The 17,045-nt window shown below is 67.1% G+C and carries 16 protein-coding genes and 2 pseudogenes; 6 read left to right on the top strand and 12 right to left on the bottom strand.

Features of this window, described 5'->3' with window-relative positions; translation table 11 throughout:
* Window positions 1-25: 25 nt before the first annotated feature.
* Complete coding sequence (locus OX89_RS15975) at window positions 26-505, bottom strand: hypothetical protein (RefSeq protein ID WP_047351349.1); 480 nt, start codon at window positions 503-505, stop codon at window positions 26-28.
* Between the two features lie 571 nt (window positions 506-1,076).
* On the opposite strand from OX89_RS15975, the gene OX89_RS18290 reads away from it, so the two are divergent.
* Window positions 1,077-1,229, top strand: coding sequence for a DUF3096 domain-containing protein (locus OX89_RS18290; RefSeq protein WP_011805007.1), 153 nt, complete (start codon window positions 1,077-1,079; stop codon window positions 1,227-1,229).
* Window positions 1,230-1,235: 6 nt separating this feature from the next.
* Here OX89_RS18290 and OX89_RS15970 read toward each other — a convergent pair.
* The 3 genes and pseudogenes from OX89_RS15970 to gloB all read right to left on the bottom strand — a co-directional run.
* Window positions 1,236-2,535 (bottom strand): annotated as a pseudogene (locus OX89_RS15970) (transglycosylase SLT domain-containing protein); the annotation flags it as partial.
* Window position 2,536: 1 nt separating this feature from the next.
* Window positions 2,537-2,739, bottom strand: a pseudogene (locus OX89_RS19215) (lytic transglycosylase); the annotation flags it as partial.
* The gene (gene gloB / locus OX89_RS15965; RefSeq protein WP_047351348.1) at window positions 2,736-3,515 is read right to left on the bottom strand and encodes a hydroxyacylglutathione hydrolase; all 780 of its coding nucleotides are present in this window, start codon (window positions 3,513-3,515) and stop codon (window positions 2,736-2,738) included. The gene gloB and the pseudogene OX89_RS19215, both read right to left, overlap by 4 nt.
* Between gloB and OX89_RS15960 the strand changes: the two genes are divergently transcribed.
* Window positions 3,514-4,293: a class I SAM-dependent methyltransferase gene (locus OX89_RS15960; RefSeq protein WP_011805010.1), complete on the top strand. Its 780-nt coding sequence runs from the start codon at window positions 3,514-3,516 to the stop codon at window positions 4,291-4,293. The genes gloB and OX89_RS15960 overlap by 2 nt on opposite strands.
* 37 nt (window positions 4,294-4,330) lie before the next feature.
* Window positions 4,331-4,777 carry a ribonuclease HI gene (gene rnhA / locus OX89_RS15955; RefSeq protein ID WP_015913473.1) on the top strand — a complete coding sequence of 149 codons (447 nt, stop codon included), beginning with the start codon at window positions 4,331-4,333 and terminating at the stop codon, window positions 4,775-4,777.
* Window positions 4,778-4,803: 26 nt separating this feature from the next.
* On the opposite strand, the gene OX89_RS15950 is transcribed toward rnhA, so the two are convergent.
* The 4 genes from OX89_RS15950 to moaA form a co-directional block, all read right to left on the bottom strand.
* On the bottom strand, window positions 4,804-5,139 hold the full coding sequence (locus tag OX89_RS15950) for a thioredoxin family protein (RefSeq protein ID WP_011805012.1): 336 nt from the start codon (window positions 5,137-5,139) through the stop codon (window positions 4,804-4,806).
* Between the two features lie 82 nt (window positions 5,140-5,221).
* Window positions 5,222-6,580 carry a gephyrin-like molybdotransferase Glp gene (gene glp, locus OX89_RS15945; protein WP_047351347.1) on the bottom strand — a complete coding sequence of 453 codons (1,359 nt, stop codon included), beginning with the start codon at window positions 6,578-6,580 and terminating at the stop codon, window positions 5,222-5,224.
* A 26-nt stretch (window positions 6,581-6,606) separates the two neighbouring features.
* Window positions 6,607-7,242, bottom strand: a complete 636-nt coding sequence (gene mobA / locus OX89_RS15940; protein ID WP_047351346.1) for a molybdenum cofactor guanylyltransferase MobA — start codon at window positions 7,240-7,242, stop codon at window positions 6,607-6,609.
* Between the two features lie 60 nt (window positions 7,243-7,302).
* Window positions 7,303-8,439 (bottom strand): GTP 3',8-cyclase MoaA, encoded by a 1,137-nt coding sequence (gene moaA, locus OX89_RS15935; RefSeq protein WP_047351443.1) that lies wholly within the window; start codon window positions 8,437-8,439, stop codon window positions 7,303-7,305.
* 146 nt (window positions 8,440-8,585) lie between these two features.
* Between moaA and OX89_RS15930 the strand changes: the two genes are divergently transcribed.
* Window positions 8,586-9,428, top strand: coding sequence for a type IV pili methyl-accepting chemotaxis transducer N-terminal domain-containing protein (locus OX89_RS15930; protein ID WP_015913469.1), 843 nt, complete (start codon window positions 8,586-8,588; stop codon window positions 9,426-9,428).
* A 411-nt stretch (window positions 9,429-9,839) separates the two neighbouring features.
* Here the strand turns inward: OX89_RS15930 and OX89_RS15925 are convergent, their stop codons facing one another.
* The 3 genes from OX89_RS15925 to OX89_RS15915 all read right to left on the bottom strand — a co-directional run bounded on the left by OX89_RS15925 (window position 9,840) and on the right by OX89_RS15915 (window position 14,101).
* Window positions 9,840-10,400 carry a DUF2889 domain-containing protein gene (locus OX89_RS15925; protein WP_047351345.1) on the bottom strand — a complete coding sequence of 187 codons (561 nt, stop codon included), beginning with the start codon at window positions 10,398-10,400 and terminating at the stop codon, window positions 9,840-9,842.
* Between the two features lie 75 nt (window positions 10,401-10,475).
* Complete coding sequence (locus OX89_RS15920) at window positions 10,476-11,909, bottom strand: aldehyde dehydrogenase family protein (protein ID WP_047351344.1); 1,434 nt, start codon at window positions 11,907-11,909, stop codon at window positions 10,476-10,478.
* A gap of 107 nt (window positions 11,910-12,016) precedes the next feature.
* The gene (locus tag OX89_RS15915; protein WP_047351343.1) at window positions 12,017-14,101 is read right to left on the bottom strand and encodes a sodium-translocating pyrophosphatase; all 2,085 of its coding nucleotides are present in this window, start codon (window positions 14,099-14,101) and stop codon (window positions 12,017-12,019) included.
* A gap of 240 nt (window positions 14,102-14,341) precedes the next feature.
* Between OX89_RS15915 and ppa the strand changes: the two genes are divergently transcribed.
* Both ppa and OX89_RS15905 read left to right on the top strand, forming a co-directional pair.
* Window positions 14,342-14,872, top strand: coding sequence for an inorganic diphosphatase (ppa, locus tag OX89_RS15910; protein ID WP_015913465.1), 531 nt, complete (start codon window positions 14,342-14,344; stop codon window positions 14,870-14,872).
* Between the two features lie 214 nt (window positions 14,873-15,086).
* Entirely contained in the window at window positions 15,087-15,593 is a 507-nt protein-coding gene (locus OX89_RS15905; protein WP_047351342.1) for a chemotaxis protein CheW, read from the top strand.
* A gap of 67 nt (window positions 15,594-15,660) precedes the next feature.
* On the opposite strand, the gene OX89_RS15900 is transcribed toward OX89_RS15905, so the two are convergent.
* Complete coding sequence (locus OX89_RS15900) at window positions 15,661-16,881, bottom strand: GNAT family N-acetyltransferase (protein WP_047351341.1); 1,221 nt, start codon at window positions 16,879-16,881, stop codon at window positions 15,661-15,663.
* Window positions 16,882-17,045: the final 164 nt, after the last annotated feature.

The following is a 17,045-nucleotide window of genomic DNA, read 5'->3' as shown; positions in this document are numbered from 1 at the left end:
TTTCGGATGAGTGTCTATTTCCACATTAACCGTCCGGTGCACCAGCCAGCCAATTGACGCTCATGGCGTCCACCAGCGCGGAATCGAGTACCACGCCGAACACCAGATACGCCGATTCGTCCATGGCGTGCTGAACGGCCCTGAAGACCCCTGCACACTGGGTCAGTTCAAAGCCCTTGCCGTAGCCGCTGCACACTACCACGGCGGCTTTGATGTTGTGGCTCGGTATCCCGGCCAACGCATCGCGGCAAGTATCAAGAACCTTGTCTGCGTCGTGGTTCGTCACCGTGAAGCTCATGGGGGAACTACCGCAGAGCTTCAGCGCGTTGCGTAAATCTTCCGGGTCGATCTGCAACAGAGAGCCTTCTTCTGTCGCCACCAGCAGCGCCGCCACCACTTGCTGAATTCCACTGGCCGGGTTCGATGCCGCAAGCAGTGGCCGGGGTGACAGCACCATGCCACCAACGGTCTTGAGGAACCGGCGCCGCATCAAAACGTGCTTCATGCTGCCGCCCTCCGTTGCAACCGCACAGCGGCCAGCAATCGAACTTCTTCTGACTGCTTACCTTTGTCGCTGTGCTAGCGATGAGTGGTACAGCGTCGTATTACTCCACCGTACGAGTTTCAATCAGTCCGGGAACAATGGGGCGCTTCTAAAATGCCTCGACGTTCATCCACATTTTCAGCCATGAAGACTCTGCTTGCCATTGCGGTTGCTGCATTCACGCTTTCCGGTTGCGCGGTCTATCACGACCATTACGACAACCGTGGAGCGGGTCCCAAGAGCCACCCGCACGGGTGCCCTCCCGGTCAGGCGAAAAAAGGCAACTGCTGACGTGACGCCGCGCTTCGCGCCGTATCGGACCTTTTTTGGGAAAGCTCGGTGTGGCGCAAGAGGGGGCAAAAATGCAGGCCCCCGGCCCTCTGCGGCAGATTACGGCGTGCCCAGGCGTTGGTTCGGTCGGTCAGGGCGCGCCAAGTGCGCCTTGCGCCCCGGGATCACCGCTAAAGTAATGGGCTAGGCGGCGCGCGCAGCGCGAGTGCTTTCCTTCCTCCCGCATCCCGGCAAAGTTCCCATGACACTTCACCTCAGCATTGGCCCCCTGGTTTCCCTCATCGCAGGCATCCTGATTCTGATCATGCCCAAACTGCTCAACGTGATCGTTGCGCTGTACCTGATCGTGATGGGCATCCTCGGCCTGTTGGGTATGCACACGCTGCGTTTCTAGCCGGGCTTACCGTTTGCGTTTCGACGGTGTGCCGCCCTTGCGTGCGGGCGCACCGGCCTTTGCCGAGCGGACTGTCGCCAGGCTGATGGGTTGTTTCGCGCTGGTGCGTGCCAGCGATGTCGCGGCAAGCCGCACGGGCAGGTACATCACGACCTGTTCTCCGGGCTTGAACTTGCTGGAGGTCTTCACGTCGTTCCAGTCGGCAACGTCTGCGGTGCTGACCTTGTAGCGCCGTGCGATGCTGGCTACGGTGTCGCGCTTGCCCGCGCGCACCGTGGTGCGCCGCGTCACGATTTCGGGGGTGAAGCTGACTTGGCCGTTGTCGGCGAGATGACCCGGGACGTCTGCGCGCATGGTGGCCGCGCGGGGCACCATGAGGGCCGAGCCGGCCTTGATCATCATGCGTGGTGGAATGCCATTCACCTGACGCAAATCGTTTTCGCTCATGCCCGTGCGTTGCGCCGCGGTGGAGACGCTCATCGTGTTGGGCACCGTCCATACCGTCCAACTGGCGTATTGGCCTTCGGTGTAGGCCTCCAGGTTCTTGCGAAACACCTGGGCGTTGTCCCAGGGCAGCAGGATCTGCGGCATGCCCGCCGCAAGGATCACGGGCTTGTGCAGCGACGGGTTCAGGGCGCGGAAATCCTCGATGCGTACGCCGGCGAGACTGGCTACCAGGGTGACGTCCATGTCGCGCGTAATCTCCACGCTCTGGAGGTACGGGTGGTTCTCGATCAGCGGCAGCTCGGTGCTGAACTTGTCGGGATTGGCCACGATGTTCTTCACGGCCTGCAGCTTGGGCACGTACATGCGGGTTTCGGCGGGCATCGTCAGCTCGGTGTAGCGCGTGCCCAGACCCTGTTTCTCGTTGCGCGCGATCGCGCGGGCCACGCTGCCTTCCCCCCAGTTGTAGGCGGCCAGGGCCAGATGCCAGTCGCCGAACATGCCGTAGAGCTTCTGCAGGTAGTCCAGCGCCGCGCGCGTGGACGCCAGCACATCGCGCCGGTCGTCGCGGAAGGCGTTCTGCTTCAAGTCGAAATAGGTTCCCGTGGCCGGCATGAACTGCCACATGCCCGCGGCCTTGGCGCTGGACACTGCCTGGGGGTTGAAGGCGCTCTCGATGTAGGGCAGCAGCGCCAGTTCTGTGGGCATGCCCCGGCGTTCCAGCTCTTCGACGATATGGAACAGGTACTTGCTGGAGCGCTCGGTCATGCGCTGCATGTAGTCGGGGCGCGTGGCATACCACTGTTCCCGGTCGCGTACCAGATCGGTGTCCAGGTCGGGCATGGAAAAGCCGCGCCGGATGNTCGGCTGGCGCGCTGACGCCAGCCACTGTGTGGCCGCTGGCGGCGCTCGCCGTGATGGGCTGCAATGGTCCCGACGGATACAGCGGCGTATGGCTGGCAGTAGTGGGGTCGGCGGTGGATGCGGCGTTGTCCGTAGGGGCAGTGGTCGCGCAACCGGTCAACCACAGCAGGCTTGCCAGCCCCAGGATGTGCAGAAGTCTCATCGAAATTCGTTTTTCCATTGGCGCAGCGCGGCCAGTACGGCTGCGGGTTCGCGCGGGTCTATGAGGGGGTCGAAGCCGTGGGCGGCTTGGGCTACCGTAGCAACGCGCGTGCGCAGAAAAGGGTTGATGTCGCGCTCGATGGCAATGCGCGACGGCAGTGTGGGCTGATCCGCGCGGCGCCGGGACTCGCATTCGGTGATGTACTGGAGTAGCGCAGCGTTATGGGGTTCCACCGCGCGGGCGAACTTCAGGTTGGACAGCGTGTATTCATGGGCGCAGCATACGCGGGTGTTGCCGGGCAATGCGGCCAGCGTGTCCAGCGAGGCCTGCATTTGCGTGGGCGTGCCTTCGAACAAGCGCCCGCATCCACCTGAGAACAGCGTGTCCCCGCACAACAGCAGGGGCTCGCCTTCCATGTCCGCACAGTAGTAGGCGATATGCCCCGCCGTATGCCCCGGCACGTCCAGCACGGAAAACGTGAGGCCTAGCACCTGAAGAGTGTCGCCGCCCGACAGGCGGATGAGGGGCTCGGGCATGGGCTCCGTGGCAGGGCCATACACGGTTGCGCCCGTGGCTTCGCGCAGGGCGTTCACCCCGCCCACGTGGTCGCCATGGTGGTGCGTGACTAGAATCGCTTCCAATGGCAGCCCCATGCTGCGCAGCGCCTGCAACACGGGTTCTGCATCGCCGGGATCCACAACGACCGCACGCTGCGCGTCGTACATCATCCAGATGTAGTTGTCGGCGAAGGCGGGCAATGGCAGCAAGTTCTTCATGACCGGCGAAATTATAGGTTTGCACCACTGGTTCGATACTGCCCCTGGCCGCTACCTGCTGGCCTGGGAGCAGGAGCGTTACGACGAGCTGGTGGCGGACATCTTCGGCTACCACGCGCTGCAGCTGGGCATGCCGGGCTTGCAGGCATTGCGCAGCAACCGCATGCCGCACCGCTGGCTGGCCGTTATGCCGCCGGAGTTGCTGCTAGAGCGTAGCGATGCGCAGGAGCCACCGGCGCTGCTGGCGGATGCGGTCGCGCTGCCGTTTGCCGAGGCCAGCCTGGACCTGCTGGCGCTGCCCCACACCCTGGAGCTGAGCGTGGACCCGCACACGGCGCTGCGCGAGGTGCACCGCGTGCTGGTGCCCGAGGGCAAGGTGGTCATCAGTGGACTCAACCCGCTCAGTCTGTGGGGGTTACGGCAGCGGCGATCGCGCCTGTACCAGCGCTGTGGCGCAGGGGGGCGGCTGTTCCTGCCGGACGTGGGGGAGTTCATTTCACCCGGGCGCCTGCGCGACTGGCTGCGCCTGCTTGGCTTTGAGCTGGAATCCATGAGCTTCGGCTGCTACCGGCCCGCCGTGGCCGGCGACCGCTGGCTGCAGCGCTACGGCTGGATGGACGCGCTGGGTGCGCGCTGGTGGCCGATCTTCGGGGCCGCGTATGTGATCGTCGCCGTCAAGCGCGTGCAGGGCATGCGCCTGTTGGAGCCTTCGTGGCGCAAGGCGCCGCAGGCGGCTGCCGCGCAGGTACAGGTAGCGCGGCGCCATGGCCCGGGCTGAGGCGACGGGACATTTTCTTTATTTCTGGGAGCTATTTTTGAATCAGGTGGTGATCTATACCGACGGTGCGTGCAAGGGCAATCCGGGCCCCGGCGGTTGGGGGGCAGTGCTGCGTTCAGGCACGCTGGAGAAAGAGCTGTTCGGTGGCGAACTGGGAACGACCAACAACCGCATGGAACTGATGGCCGTGATCCAGGCGCTGGGCGCGCTCAAGCGCCCCTGCCAGGTGGCGTTGTACCTGGACAGCCAGTACGTCCGCCAGGGCATCACCGAGTGGATCCATGGCTGGAAGAAAAAGGGCTGGCGTACGGCGGCCGGCCAGCCCGTGAAGAACGTGGAGCTGTGGCAGCGCCTGGACGAGCTGGCGCACCAAGCGGGCCACCGCATCGAATGGCACTGGGTGCGCGGCCATGCAGGTGACCCTGGCAACGAGCGCGCCGACATGCTGGCCAACAAGGGTGTGGAGCAGGCGCTGGGCCGCTGAGACCGGGTTCCGGGCCTTGCGGGTGATCAGCCAGTGGTGGCGGTGATGCCCTGCACCGCTTCATGGATGCTCTGTGCCGTCTGTGGGCGCACCAGCCGCGCTGTTTCTCGCCCGTCGCGCAGGAACACGAGCGTGGGCCAGAGTTTCACGCCAAAACTGCGGCCCAGGCGCTGGCCGGGGCCGTCCTCCACCTTGACGTGGCGCACATCGTCCCGGTCTTCGAGGGCCTGCTCGATGAGCGGCTGGGCGCGCTGGCAGTGGCCGCACCAGGGCGTACCGAACTCCAGCACGGTGGGGCCCAGCCACTGGTCCACCGTTTCACGCGAAGGCGGCTGAGCGAGATGGGTGGCGGCAAACGGCATGGCGGCTCCTGCAAGGATGGCGATGGGGGCAGGGTAGGGCTGCGGCGCACGCGGCCAAGCCGGCCGCCGCTGCGCGGGCGTGTCAGATCACGCCGTCAAACATCATCACATCGACCATGTCGCCAGGTGCCACGTTGCCCTGGCCGTGGTGCAGCACGATGAGGCCGTTGGCTTGCACCATGGAACTGAGCACCCCTGAGCCCTGGTTGCCCGTGGTGCGCACCTGCAGCGTGCCGTCCGCTGCCGTGGTGACCAGGCCGCGCTGGTATTCGGTGCGGCCGGGTTTCTTGCGCATGGCCTCGGTGCTGACGGCGCGCAGCAGCGGCGGTGCGCTGCGCGTGCAGCCCATCATGCGCAGCAGCGCGGGGCGGACGAAAGCCAGGAAGGTGACCATCACCGCCACCGGATTGCCTGGCAGCCCGAACAGCACGCTGCTGCCGTCTGCACTCTGAATGCTTCCATCTTGATAGCTGCTAACGCTTGATGGACGAGCGTTAGGATCGGATTTGGCTTGTAATTCGGGCCGAAGGCGGCCCACCGCCATCGGCCGGCCCGGGCGCATGGCGATGCGCCAGAACGCCACGTCGCCCAGCTGCTTCATCATGGTGCGCGTGTGGTCGGCCTCGCCCACGCTCACACCGCCGCTGGTAATGATGGCGTCGGCCTCGGCGGCCGCACGGCGGAAGGCGGCTTCCAGCAGTGTGGGCTCGTCGCGCACCACACCCAGGTCGATCACCTGGACGCCCAGACGTGTCAGCAGGCCAAAGACCGTGTAGCGGTTGCTGTCGTACACCGCACCCTCGCGCGGTGGCTCGCCCAGGCTGAGGATCTCGTCGCCCGTGGAGAAATAGGCCACGCGCACCCGGCGGTACACCGTCACCGTTTTTAGACCCAAACTGGCCACCAGGCCAATAGCAGCAGGCGCTAGCAGCTCTCCTTTTGATAGCGCTACGCGGCCTTGCATGAGGTCTTCCCCCAGCAGGCGGCGGTTGTCGCCGCGGCGCAGCACGTCGGGTGCGATGCGGATGTGGCCGTCGGGCTCGGCCGTGGTGAACTCCTGCGGCACCACGGTGTCCAGCCCTGCCGGCATGATGGCGCCGGTCATGATCTTCACGCACTCGCCTGCGGCCACGGTGCCGGTCCAGGCGGCGCCGGCAAAGGCTGTGGAGCCGACCGGGCGCAGCACCAGCGGTTGGCCGGGCTGCAGTTGGGCGCCGTCGAAGGCGTAGCCGTCCATGGCCGAGTTGTCGTGCGGCGGCACGCTGACGGGCGAGACCACGTCCCGCGCCAGCACGCGGCCCAGGGCGTCGAAGATGCCGACTTCTTCGGTGCTGGTGACGGGCGCGACCAGGCGCTCCAGGAAGGTGTTCACATCGGCGGCACGCAGTGCCTGCGGGTCGTAGCCCTGCAACTCGGCGGCGATCTGGTCAATGGTTTTCATGCGGTATGGGCAAGGAGGGTTGCAGCTCAGCGGTGGCCCAGGCCTTCCAGGGCGTGCAGCTCGGCCAGGGTGTTGGCGTTGTAGAAAGCATGCGGGTCGTCTCCCGGCTGGTCGAACGGAACCACGGCGCAGGCGTGCTGTTCGGTCCAGCGGTCGATTTTTCGCCCGCCGCCCTGCGTGAAGCGCACCAGGCTCTCCAGCAGCGTCACGCGCAGCAGGCAAAACACCGGCTGGGTGCGCACGCGCACGGTGCCATCGCGCTCGTCGGGCTCGGGTGCCGCTGCCATGGCAATGTCGGCGCCCGCGCGCATGGCGGCCTGGGCCAGGCGTGCGGCAAGGTCTGGCGGGAACAGCGGTGTGTCGCAGGGCACGGTGAGCAGCCAAGGGGTCTCGCAGCGCTCCAGCCCTGTGAGAAAGCCCGCCAGCGGGCCTGCGTAGTCGGCAAGGCCATCAGGCCACACCGGCACTCCGAATGATTCATAGGCCGCCAGGTTGCGGTTGGCGTTGATCATCACGTCGCCCACTTGCGGCTGCAGCCGCATCAGCGTGTGCAGTGCCAGGGGCAGGCCGCGGAAGTTCTGCAGGCCCTTGTCCACCCCGCCCATGCGGGAGCCGCGGCCGCCGGCGAGGATGAGACCTGTGATGTCGTGGGTGTCGATCATGGGAAAGAAGAAGGGTGGTGAACGGCGCGCCGGGGCAGGTCCCTGCGGCGCGGCGGCGGCTCAGCCGCCGATGTAGCTCATCTCGATGCGCCGCTGGCCGCTGCCCGTCTCGGGTGGCAGGCTGGCACGCAGCTCGGAATAGCGGTCGCCGCGCCCCTGCCAGATGTGGGCGATGGCGGCGCTGATCTGCGCGTCGCTGGCATTGCCGCGCAGCAGGCTGCGCAGGTCCCAGCCTTGCGAGGCAAACAGGCACAGGTACAGCCGACCCTCCATGGACAGGCGCGCGCGGTTGCAGTCGCCGCAGAAGGCCTGCGTGACGCTGCTGATCACGCCCACTTCGCCCAAGCGCGGGTCGTGGCGACCGTCGGGGCCGGCGTAGCCCCAACGCTTGGCGGTCTCGCCGGGGGACTGCGCGGCCAGCGGCACCAGCGGCAGCTCGGCCTGCAGCCGCGCGATGACTTCGGCGGAGGGCAGCACCTCATCCATGCGCCAGCCGTTGGTGGCGCCCACGTCCATGTATTCGATGAAGCGCAGCGTGATGCCGGTGCCGCGAAAGTGGCGCGCCATCGCCGGGATCTCGTGGTCGTTGGTGCCGCGCTTGACCACCATGTTGACCTTGATGTGCTCCAGGCCCGCCGCCTGCGCGGCCTCGATACCGGCGAGTACGTCGGCCACCGGAAAGTCCACGTCGTTCATGCGGCGGAACACGTCGTCCTGCAGGCTGTCCAGGCTCACGGTGACGCGCCGCAGGCCCGCGGCCTTGAGGGCGCGCGCCTTGCGCGCCAGCAGCGATCCATTGGTGGTCAGCGTGAGGTCGGGCACGCGGCCCTCCAGCGTGCGCAGTTCCGCCAACTGGGCAACCAGGTTCTCCAGGTCCTTGCGCAGCAGCGGCTCGCCGCCGGTGAGGCGGATCTTGCGCACGCCATGCGCCATGAACAGGCGCGCCAGCCGCGTGATCTCTTCAAAGCTCAGCAGGTCGCTGTGCGGCAGGTAGCGGTAGTGCTTGTCGAACACTTCCTTGGGCATGCAGTAGCCGCAGCGGAAGTTGCAGCGGTCCGTCACGCTGATGCGCAGGTCGCGCAAGGGACGGGAGAGCGTGTCCTGCAGCAGTCCGGTAGCGGGTGCCGCGGCCAGGAGCGCGGGGGGCTGCAGCACCTTGCTGCGCTGATCCACGAGGGGAATGACACGTTCAGCCATGGCGAAATTGTGCCCCATCGGCGTCGTAGGGGTATGGCGGCTGCCCGCTAAATTGATGTTGATCAATCTGCTGTCACGGCAGCGACATGAGGTGCCTTTGACCAGTGTCATAGGGGGCGCGGGAGGGCGATTTGAGAATACGGCGCATGCAGAACCAACGCCCAGTCCCCACCCCTCCCTCCGTCGCCGCCTGCCGGCGCGGCCGCCGCACCGCTGTGCGCGCGCTGGCCACCGTGTTGCTGGTGCCGGCCCTGCCGCTGTCGGCCCAGGCGCGCATGGCCCTGGCCACGGCCATCAACCGCACGGCGCGCTTTCGGGCGCTGTCCCAGCGCACCGCCAAGGTCTACGGCCAGCTGTACCTGAACGTGGGTGCCGCGCGCGCCCGCGATGCGCTGGAACACACCCGCCGGCAGGTGCATTCCGGCTTCGAGGACATGGACCGCCAGAGCTGGCCGCCCGAGGTGGCGCGGCTGCTGGCGGACGTGCGCCGCAACGCGGACCGCCTGGACGCGCTCACGGCCCAGGCGCCGACGAAGGAGGGCTTTCAGGCCGTGTCGGCCCAGGCCGACCAGATGCTGGCTGCCGCCAACACCACCACCGAGGCCCTCGAGCGGCTGGCCCAGGCGCCCACGGCACGCCTGGTCAATACCGCCGGGCGCCAGCGCATGCTGTCGCAGCGCCTGGCCAAGAACTATGAGCTGTTGGCCGCTGGCCTTGACAGCCGCACGGTGCGCGAGCAGATGACGGGCGACGCCGATGAGTTCCAGCGTGCCCTCGCGCAGTTGAACAAGGCGCCCATCTCCACCCCGGCCATCCGCTCGGCACTGGAACTGGGCCAGGCGCAGTGGGTGTTTTTCGAGGCCGCCCTCAAGCGCCAGCCAGACCCGCGCGGCCTGGAAAACGTGGCCACCACCAGCGAGCGCCTGCTGGAGGTTACGGACAGCTTGACTTCGCTGTACGAGGTGGCCCTGCAGGACGTGCTGGGCTGACCCCCTGCGGCCACAAGAGCAACTGCGTGTCTCATCGGCGCGGCGCGCGGCTGCACCGCCTTTCCCAGGGGAGGGAAGGCCGACGTGGCTGGGCTGGTTGCACCGCTGGGCAGCAGCTGTGGCGCGCGGGACACGGCCTTGGCTCGACCGCCCAGCCGCGAGTCCCCGGCGGATGTGCCACGCCACTCTCCACTCGCTCTACTAACCAGGGCTGGCTAACCAGGGGTTGGCGCAGGCCGTCCGTCGGGCCGAGCCGTTCAAGCGCTATTCATCCTCCGCGAGTGGCCGGATGGTGAACCTGAGCCGCGCGCCAGCACATGCTGTCGATCTAAATCAGGCCTATGGGCAAAAATTGCCTCTAGCGCCCGTGCAGCAAGCGCGGACAGCTATTGAATCGGGAGCGGTTGCCGATCAGGCTGCCTTCGGCGTGCGCGGCGCGCGGCCGTAGAACTGCGGGTAGTGCTCCTTCACTCCCTGACCGCTGAAGTCCCAACCCGTGCACTGGCCCAAGTGGCGTGGCGGCTCGTCGCCTTCATTCTGGAATGCGGCGTGAATCGTCTGGAACGTGGCCGTGGCCAGGTTGAACAGCAGTTCCCGCAGATGGGTGCAACCGGCCACGCCGCCCAGGTGGGTCTGGATGGCCTGGCGCCAGCCGCGCGCCATGCTGCAGCCCACCATCGCCTGCAGGGCGCGCTGCGCTTGTGTGCAGCCCGCCAGGGGGTGGGCATCCATGGCGGATTCGATGGCGCGCACCACCAGGTCGCGGTCCACGGTGACGCGCAGCCACAGGTGGTGGATGGGTTCGCCGGCGCGGCGCACGCCGTCCGGGTAGCGCAGCGACGGCAGGTCCTGCGGCTTGCTGTCGTGCAGTTCGCCCTCGATGTCCCAGAGCCCGTCCTCGCGCTCGTAACCCTGGTAGGTGACGCGTCGGACATGGCGGGCAGTGCGGGGGGCAGGGGATGACAGAGGCATGGGGTCGAGATGGGAAACGTATCAGCGGGCAAGCGAGCACTGGCGGGGCACCGCAGGGCACGCGGCTCGCAGGGATCAGCCGTGGCGGATGGCCACGGTCTTGAGGGTGGTGAAGCCGTAGAGCGCCTCGAAACCCTTCTCGCGTCCGTGTCCGCTGGACTTCACGCCGCCAAACGGCAATTCGACGCCGCCGGCTGCGCCGTAGTTGTTGATGAATACCTGGCCGCTGGCAATGCGCCGCGCCATGCGGAACTGGCGCGCGCCATCGCGCGTCCACACGCCCGCCACCAGGCCAAAGGGCGTGCCGTTGGCGAGCTCCACGGCGTGGTCTTCGTCGTCGAAGGGCATGGCGGCCAGCACGGGGCCGAAGATTTCCTCCTGCGCCAGGCGGTGCTGCGCCGGTACGTCGCGCAGCAGGGTGGGGGCCTGGTAGAAGCCCGTGTCGGGCGCTTCGTCCACCACGGTGCCCTGCGCGGCCAGGGGAATGCCAGCCACCTGCGCATCGGACAGGTAATCCCACACGCGCTGCTGCTGGCTCTGGCGGATCAGCGGCCCCAGGTCCAGGTCCATGGCGGCGGGGCCCACGCGCAGCGCCTCGAAGGCCTTTGACAGGCGCTCCAGCAGCGGTTCGTAGATCAGGGAATCGATCAGCACGCGCGAGCCGGCCGAGCAGGTTTGCCCGGCGTTCTGCACGATGGCGTTCACGAGCACGGGCACGGCGGCGTCCAGGTCGGCGTCGGCAAAGACGATCTGCGGGCTCTTGCCGCCCAGCTCCAGCGTGACCGGGCAGTGGCGCTCGGCGGCGGCCTGCTGGATCAGCGTGCCCACCTTGGGGCTGCCGGTGAAGCTGATGTGCTGGATGCCGGGGTGGCGCGCCAGCGCGTCGCCGACCTCGTGGCCGTAGCCGGTCACGAGGTTCAGCGCGCCGGCAGGGAAGCCCACCTCGACCGCCAACTGGGCCACGCGCAGCAGGGACAGGCAGGCGTCCTCGGCCGGCTTGACCACGCACACGTTGCCGGCCGCCAGTGCGGCGCCCACGCAGCGCCCGAAGATCTGCATGGGGTAGTTCCACGGCACGATGTGGCCGGTCACGCCATGCGGCTCACGCCAGGTCAACACGCTGAAGCCGTCGGGGTAGGGAATGGTCTCGCCGTGCAGCTTGTCGCAGGCGCCGGCGTAGAACTCGAAGTAGCGCGCCAGGGCGTGTGCGTCGGCCCGTGCCTGCCGGGTGGGCTTGCCGCAGTCGCGTTGCTCGATGGCGGCCAACTCCTCGGCATGCTCGGTGATCTTGGCGGACAGCCGCATCAGCAGCCTGCCACGCTCGGCCGGGGCCAGCTTGCGCCACACGCTGTGGTAGCACTGCTGCGCCGCATGCACGGCGGCATCGATGTCCTCGGCCGTGCCGCGCTGGATTTCGTCGTACGGCTGGCCGTCGGAGGGGTCGATCACGGCAATGGTGCGGCCCGAAGTCGAGGCCACGCCGGCGTTGGCGATGTGGTGGAGCTGCATGGGCCTGATTGTGCGGCAGGCGCGCGCAGCGTGCTGGGCTACGAGCCGGAATGCCGTCCAGCGCCCAAGGGACGGGCGCTGGCAGCTTCTTTTTTGATAGTGCCGGGTCAGCCGGCGTGGAACTCCACCACCAGCGGCACGATGAGCAGTGCCACGATATTGATGATCTTGATGAGCGGGTTGACCGCCGGGCCGGCGGTGTCCTTGTAGGGGTCGCCCACGGTGTCGCCGGTGACGGCGGCCTTGTGCGCGTCGCTGCCCTTGCCGCCGTGGTGGCCGTCCTCGATGAACTTTTTGGCGTTGTCCCAGGCGCCACCGCCGGTGCACATGCTGATGGCCACGAACAGGCCCGTGACGATGGTGCCCATGAGCAGGCCGCCCAGCGCCTTCGGCCCCAGCGCCAGGCCCACGATGATGGGCACGGCCACGGGCAGCAGGCTGGGGATGATCATCTCCTTGATGGCGGCGCTGGTCAGCATGTCCACCGCACGGCCGTACTCGGGCTTGGCCGTGCCTTCCATGATGCCTGGGATCTCGCTGAACTGGCGGCGCACCTCCACCACCACGCTGCCGGCGGCGCGGCCCACGGCCTCCATGGCCATGGCGCCGAACAGGTAGGGAATGAGCCCGCCGATGAACAGGCCCACGATGACCATCGGGTCGCTCAGGTCGAAGCGGATCGCCTGGCCGAAGCTCTCCAGCTTGTGCGTGTAGTCGGCGAACAGCACCAGTGCTGCCAGGCCCGCCGAGCCGATGGCGTAGCCCTTGGTCACGGCCTTGGTGGTGTTGCCCACGGCGTCCAGCGGGTCGGTGATGTCGCGCACGCTGCTGGGCAGCTCGGCCATCTCGGCAATACCGCCAGCGTTGTCGGTGATGGGGCCGTAGGCGTCCAGCGCCACCACGATGCCCGCCATGCTGAGCATGGACATGGCGGCCACGGCCACGCCGTACAGGCCCGCCAGCGTGTACGACACGATGATGGCCGCACACACGAAGATCACCGGCCAGGCCGTGGAGCGCATGGACACGCCCAGACCCGCAATGATGTTGGTGCCATGCCCCGTGGTGGACGCCTGCGCGATGTGGCGCACGGGCGAATATTGCGTGCCGGTGTAGAACTCCGTGATCCACACCAGCGCCGCCGTCAGCACCAGGCCGGTGGCGCAGGCGCCGAACAGCCGCATCTGCGCGCCCGTGCCGCCAAGCGCGTTGTCGGGGATGATCCAGGCCGTGACGAACCAGAACGCGACGAGCGACAGCACGCCCGCTATCGCCAGCCCCCGGTACAGCGCGGGCATCACGTTGCGCATGCCCGGGCCGGCCTGCACGAAGAAGCAGCCGATGATGGAGGCGATGATGGAGACGGCCCCCAGCGCCAGTGGGTAGGTCACGGCCGCGACGGGCGCAGCACCCACCAGCAGCGCGCCCAGCACCATCGTGGCGATGAGGGTGACGGCATAGGTCTCGAACAGGTCGGCCGCCATGCCGGCGCAGTCGCCGACGTTGTCGCCCACGTTGTCGGCGATCACGGCGGGGTTGCGGGGGTCGTCCTCGGGGATGCCGGCCTCCACCTTGCCGACCAGGTCCGCACCCACGTCGGCACCCTTGGTGAAGATGCCCCCGCCCAGGCGGGCGAAGATGGAAATCAGCGACGAGCCGAACGCAAAGCCGATCAGCGGGTTGAGCAGCGCCGGCAGGCTGGCCGTGGGGGTGAGCCGGCCATTGCCGACCAGGAACCACGCGAAAGCGGTCACGCCCAGCAGGCCCAGGCCCACCACCAGCATGCCCGTGATGGCCCCGCCGCGGAAGGCAACCTGCAGCGCCGGGCCCATGCCCTGCGTGGCGGCCTGGGCCGTGCGCACGTTGGCGCGCACCGAGACGTTCATGCCGATGAAGCCGCAGGCGCCGGAGAGTACCGCGCCGATGACGAAGCCCACGGCGGTGGTGCCGTCCAGGAACGCCGCAATGAGGATGGCCAGCACGATGCCGACGAAGGCGATGGTCTTGTATTGCCGTGCGAGGTAGGCCGCCGCGCCCATCTGGATGGCGCCGGCGATCTCCTGCATGCGGGCGTTGCCCGCGTCCTTGGAAAGGATCCAGCTGCGTGCCCACAGTCCGTAGGCCACAGCAATCAGTCCGCAAACCAGAGCCAGGATGAGAGGGGCAGTCAGCGCCGAGGTGGAACCAGCCATTCGTTATCTCCATCGGTTGTCAGTTGCACGGAGGGGGAAGCGCAACGCATGGGGGAAGTGCTTCCGCTGCGTTGCTTCCTCGTGCCCCGGTAGCGGGAGACGATTGGCCAACGCAGCCATTTAACGCGAAACCCCCGGTGCAAGCAAGCTGCAAGGGGCGTGCGCCTAAAATCACGGGCCGCCTTGCGCACCGCCCCCGGGGCGAAGGCCGTGTCATTCCAACCACTCAACCCCCAAACCATGTCGCTGAACAACGTCAAGCCCGGCAAGAACATTCCCGAAACCTTCAATGTGGTGATCGAGATCCCGGCGGAATCCGATCCCATCAAGTACGAAGTGGACAAGGAGTCGGGTGCCGTCTTCGTGGACCGTTTCCTGACCACGGCCATGTACTACCCCTGCAACTACGGCTACGTGCCCCAGACCCTGTCGGGCGACGGCGACCCGGTGGACGTGCTGGTGATCACCCCGTACCCGTTGCACCCCGGCGTGGTGGTGCCCTGCCGCGCGCTGGGCATCCTGAAGATGGAAGACGAGGCCGGCGTGGACGGCAAAGTGCTGGCCGTGCCCACCACCAAGATCCTCAAGATGTACGAGCCCTGGAAGACCGTGGAGGATGTGAACCCCATGCGCCTGAAGGCCATCAGCCATTTCTTCGAGCACTACAAGGACCTGGAAGAAGGCAAGTGGGTCAAGGTGCTGGGCTGGGAAGGCATCGACGCCGCCCACAAGGAAATCCTGGACGGCGTGGAAAACTACAAGAAAGCCTGATGGTGGCGGGGTGCGGCCCGTATCGCACCCACTCCCTCATCCAGCCCGCTGGCACATGCCCGCGGGCTTTTTTCTTGCAGGGATTTCGGCTTCTGGCAAAATTGTCAGCATAAGTAACCGATGACTGCTATGCTGCCAGGGCGTGCACGACGCTGGTGTGGCCGGCGGTGCCCGACCTGCGCGCAAGCGCGAGAACATTTCCCTAGGAGTTGCCATGTCGTCTTCCATCGCCCAGCGTCCTTCCTACGGCAACGCCAACGCCAGCGGTGCCGCGGAATACCTGACCTTCCGCCTGGGTGAGGAGGAGTACGGCATCGACATCCTGCGCGTGCAGGAAATCCGCTCCTACGAGCAACCCACCCGCATGGCGCACGCGCCGGAGTTCATCAAGGGCGTGATCGATCTGCGCGGCGTGATCGTGCCGATCGTCGACCTGCGCCTGAAGCTGCAATGCGCCAGCGCCGACTACACCGACTTCACCGTGGTCATCATCCTCAACGTGGGGGGCACGGTGCTGGGCGCTGTGGTGGATGCCGTGGCCGACGTGGTGGCTCTGCCGGCCGATGCCATCAAGCCCGCACCGCAGTTCCAGGGGCAGGTGGATTCGTCCTTTGTGCGTGGCATCGCGACCGTGGGCGAGCGCATGCTGATCGTGGTGGACATCGAATCGCTGCTCAGCAGTTCTGAGATGGGATTGGTGCAGTCGGTCGCGACGGCCTGAGGGCCTTCTCGCTGTATCTCTGCCAAGCGCGCCATGGGCGCGCTTTTTCATGGCCGCGTCCAGCCCGTCAGCCTGCCCGACGGAAGGGGTTGCGCGCGTGCAGATCCTCCAGGTAGTGCTCCACGCCTTCGCCTTCACGCGCCAGGAACCGGTCCACGGCTTCGGCAAACGCCGGGTGCGCCAGCCAGTGGGCGCTCTGCGCGCGCACGGGCAGGAGGGCGCGGGCCATCTTGTGTTCGCCCTGCGCACCGCCTTCGAAACGGTGCACACCCTGCGCGATGCACCACTCGATGGGCTGGTAGTAGCAGGCCTCGAAATGCAGGCAGTCCACCCGTTCTAGCGCACCCCAGTAGCGGCCATAGGCCACGGATTGCATGTCATTTGGGGTGTTTACGCAGTTGGGATAAGCGCCAACAGCTATCAAACTGGTAGCAATGGGGCGGCCCGCGCGCTCCGCCACGAAAAGCACCCAGGCCTCGGGCATGTGCTGCTGCATGGCGTGGAAGAAGGCCCGCGTCAGGTAGGGCGGATTGCCGTGCTCCAGGTAGGTGCGCTCGTAGCAGCGGTAGAAGAAGTCCCAGTCTGCCGTGGTGATCTGCGTGCCCCGCAGCACGCGAAAGCACACCCCCGCCTGGGCCACGCGCCGGCGCTCCTGACGGATCTTCTTGCGCTTGTCCTGGTTCAGGGAGGCGAGGAAGTCCTCGAAATCCGCGAACCTTGCACCGTCCATGGGCCGCCGGTTGTGCCAGTGGAACTGCACGGTGCTGCGCAGCAGCATCCCCGCTTGGTGCGCTGCAGCCAGATCCTGCTGCGCGCCGAACAGCAGGTGCAGGGACGACAGCTCCGCCTGCTTCGCCCAGTCCAGCACGGCGCGCAGCAGGGCGTCCCGCGCGGCATCGTCGCAGGCCATCAGCCGGGTGCCGGGCACCGGCGTGAACGGCACGGCGGCCACGGCCTTGGGGTAGTACGCCAGCCCGTGGCGGGCGTAGGCATCGGCCCAGGCCCAATCGAACACGTACTCACCGTACGAGTGCGCCTTGGCGTACACGATGCAGGCGGCCTGCAGGTTCGTGCCCGCCCACAGGGTGAACACGACGGGCGTCCAGCCCCGGGCGGGCGTGGCGCTGCCGCTGTCTTCGAGCGCGCACAGGTAGGCATGGCGCAGGAAGGGCGTGGGGTGGGGCTGGAGCGCCAGCAGTGCGTCCCATGCATCGGCGCCCACGCGATGGATCGAGTCGTGCAGGTGCAAAGCGTAAGCAGGCGTGCTGGCAGGGCAGGGTGTGGTCATGCAGTGGGCGGTGCCGCAATCAGGGCAGAGCGCATCATCTCCCCAAAGCCCGGACCGCGTGGCCGTGGGGATTTCTCCGCGGTGGCGCAGCCTGCTTAAAAATGAGGCGGTGCAGGGGCGGGCGTTATGAATCAACCACTTAAGCCGCATGTGCCCGCCTCGCC

This window comes from Diaphorobacter sp. J5-51 (assembly GCF_001023515.1).
Lineage (GTDB): Bacteria > Pseudomonadota > Gammaproteobacteria > Burkholderiales > Burkholderiaceae_C > Diaphorobacter > Diaphorobacter nitroreducens.
Note: the sequence above shows the minus strand (reverse complement) of the source record. Positions and strands in the feature narration are given on the sequence as shown.

Bases quoted from the DNA above. Each gene is read 5' to 3' on its own strand.
- ppa (WP_015913465.1), top strand. From the start codon at position 14,342: ATGTCGCTGAACAACGTCAAGCCCGGCAAGAACATTCCCGAAACCTTC.
- OX89_RS15960 (WP_011805010.1), top strand. From the start codon at position 3,514: ATGACCGGCGAAATTATAGGTTTGCACCACTGGTTCGATACTGCCCCT.
- OX89_RS15920 (WP_047351344.1), bottom strand. From the start codon at position 11,909: ATGCAGCTCCACCACATCGCCAACGCCGGCGTGGCCTCGACTTCGGGC.
- OX89_RS15950 (WP_011805012.1), bottom strand. From the start codon at position 5,139: ATGCCGTTTGCCGCCACCCATCTCGCTCAGCCGCCTTCGCGTGAAACG.
- OX89_RS15975 (WP_047351349.1), bottom strand. From the start codon at position 505: ATGAAGCACGTTTTGATGCGGCGCCGGTTCCTCAAGACCGTTGGTGGC.
- moaA (WP_047351443.1), bottom strand. From the start codon at position 8,439: ATGGCTGAACGTGTCATTCCCCTCGTGGATCAGCGCAGCAAGGTGCTG.
- OX89_RS15930 (WP_015913469.1), top strand. From the start codon at position 8,586: ATGCAGAACCAACGCCCAGTCCCCACCCCTCCCTCCGTCGCCGCCTGC.
- gloB (WP_047351348.1), bottom strand. From the start codon at position 3,515: ATGAAGAACTTGCTGCCATTGCCCGCCTTCGCCGACAACTACATCTGG.
- mobA (WP_047351346.1), bottom strand. From the start codon at position 7,242: ATGATCGACACCCACGACATCACAGGTCTCATCCTCGCCGGCGGCCGC.
- OX89_RS18290 (WP_011805007.1), top strand. From the start codon at position 1,077: ATGACACTTCACCTCAGCATTGGCCCCCTGGTTTCCCTCATCGCAGGC.
- OX89_RS15925 (WP_047351345.1), bottom strand. From the start codon at position 10,400: ATGCCTCTGTCATCCCCTGCCCCCCGCACTGCCCGCCATGTCCGACGC.
- OX89_RS15900 (WP_047351341.1), bottom strand. From the start codon at position 16,881: ATGACCACACCCTGCCCTGCCAGCACGCCTGCTTACGCTTTGCACCTG.
- OX89_RS15905 (WP_047351342.1), top strand. From the start codon at position 15,087: ATGTCGTCTTCCATCGCCCAGCGTCCTTCCTACGGCAACGCCAACGCC.
- OX89_RS15915 (WP_047351343.1), bottom strand. From the start codon at position 14,101: ATGGCTGGTTCCACCTCGGCGCTGACTGCCCCTCTCATCCTGGCTCTG.
- glp (WP_047351347.1), bottom strand. From the start codon at position 6,580: ATGAAAACCATTGACCAGATCGCCGCCGAGTTGCAGGGCTACGACCCG.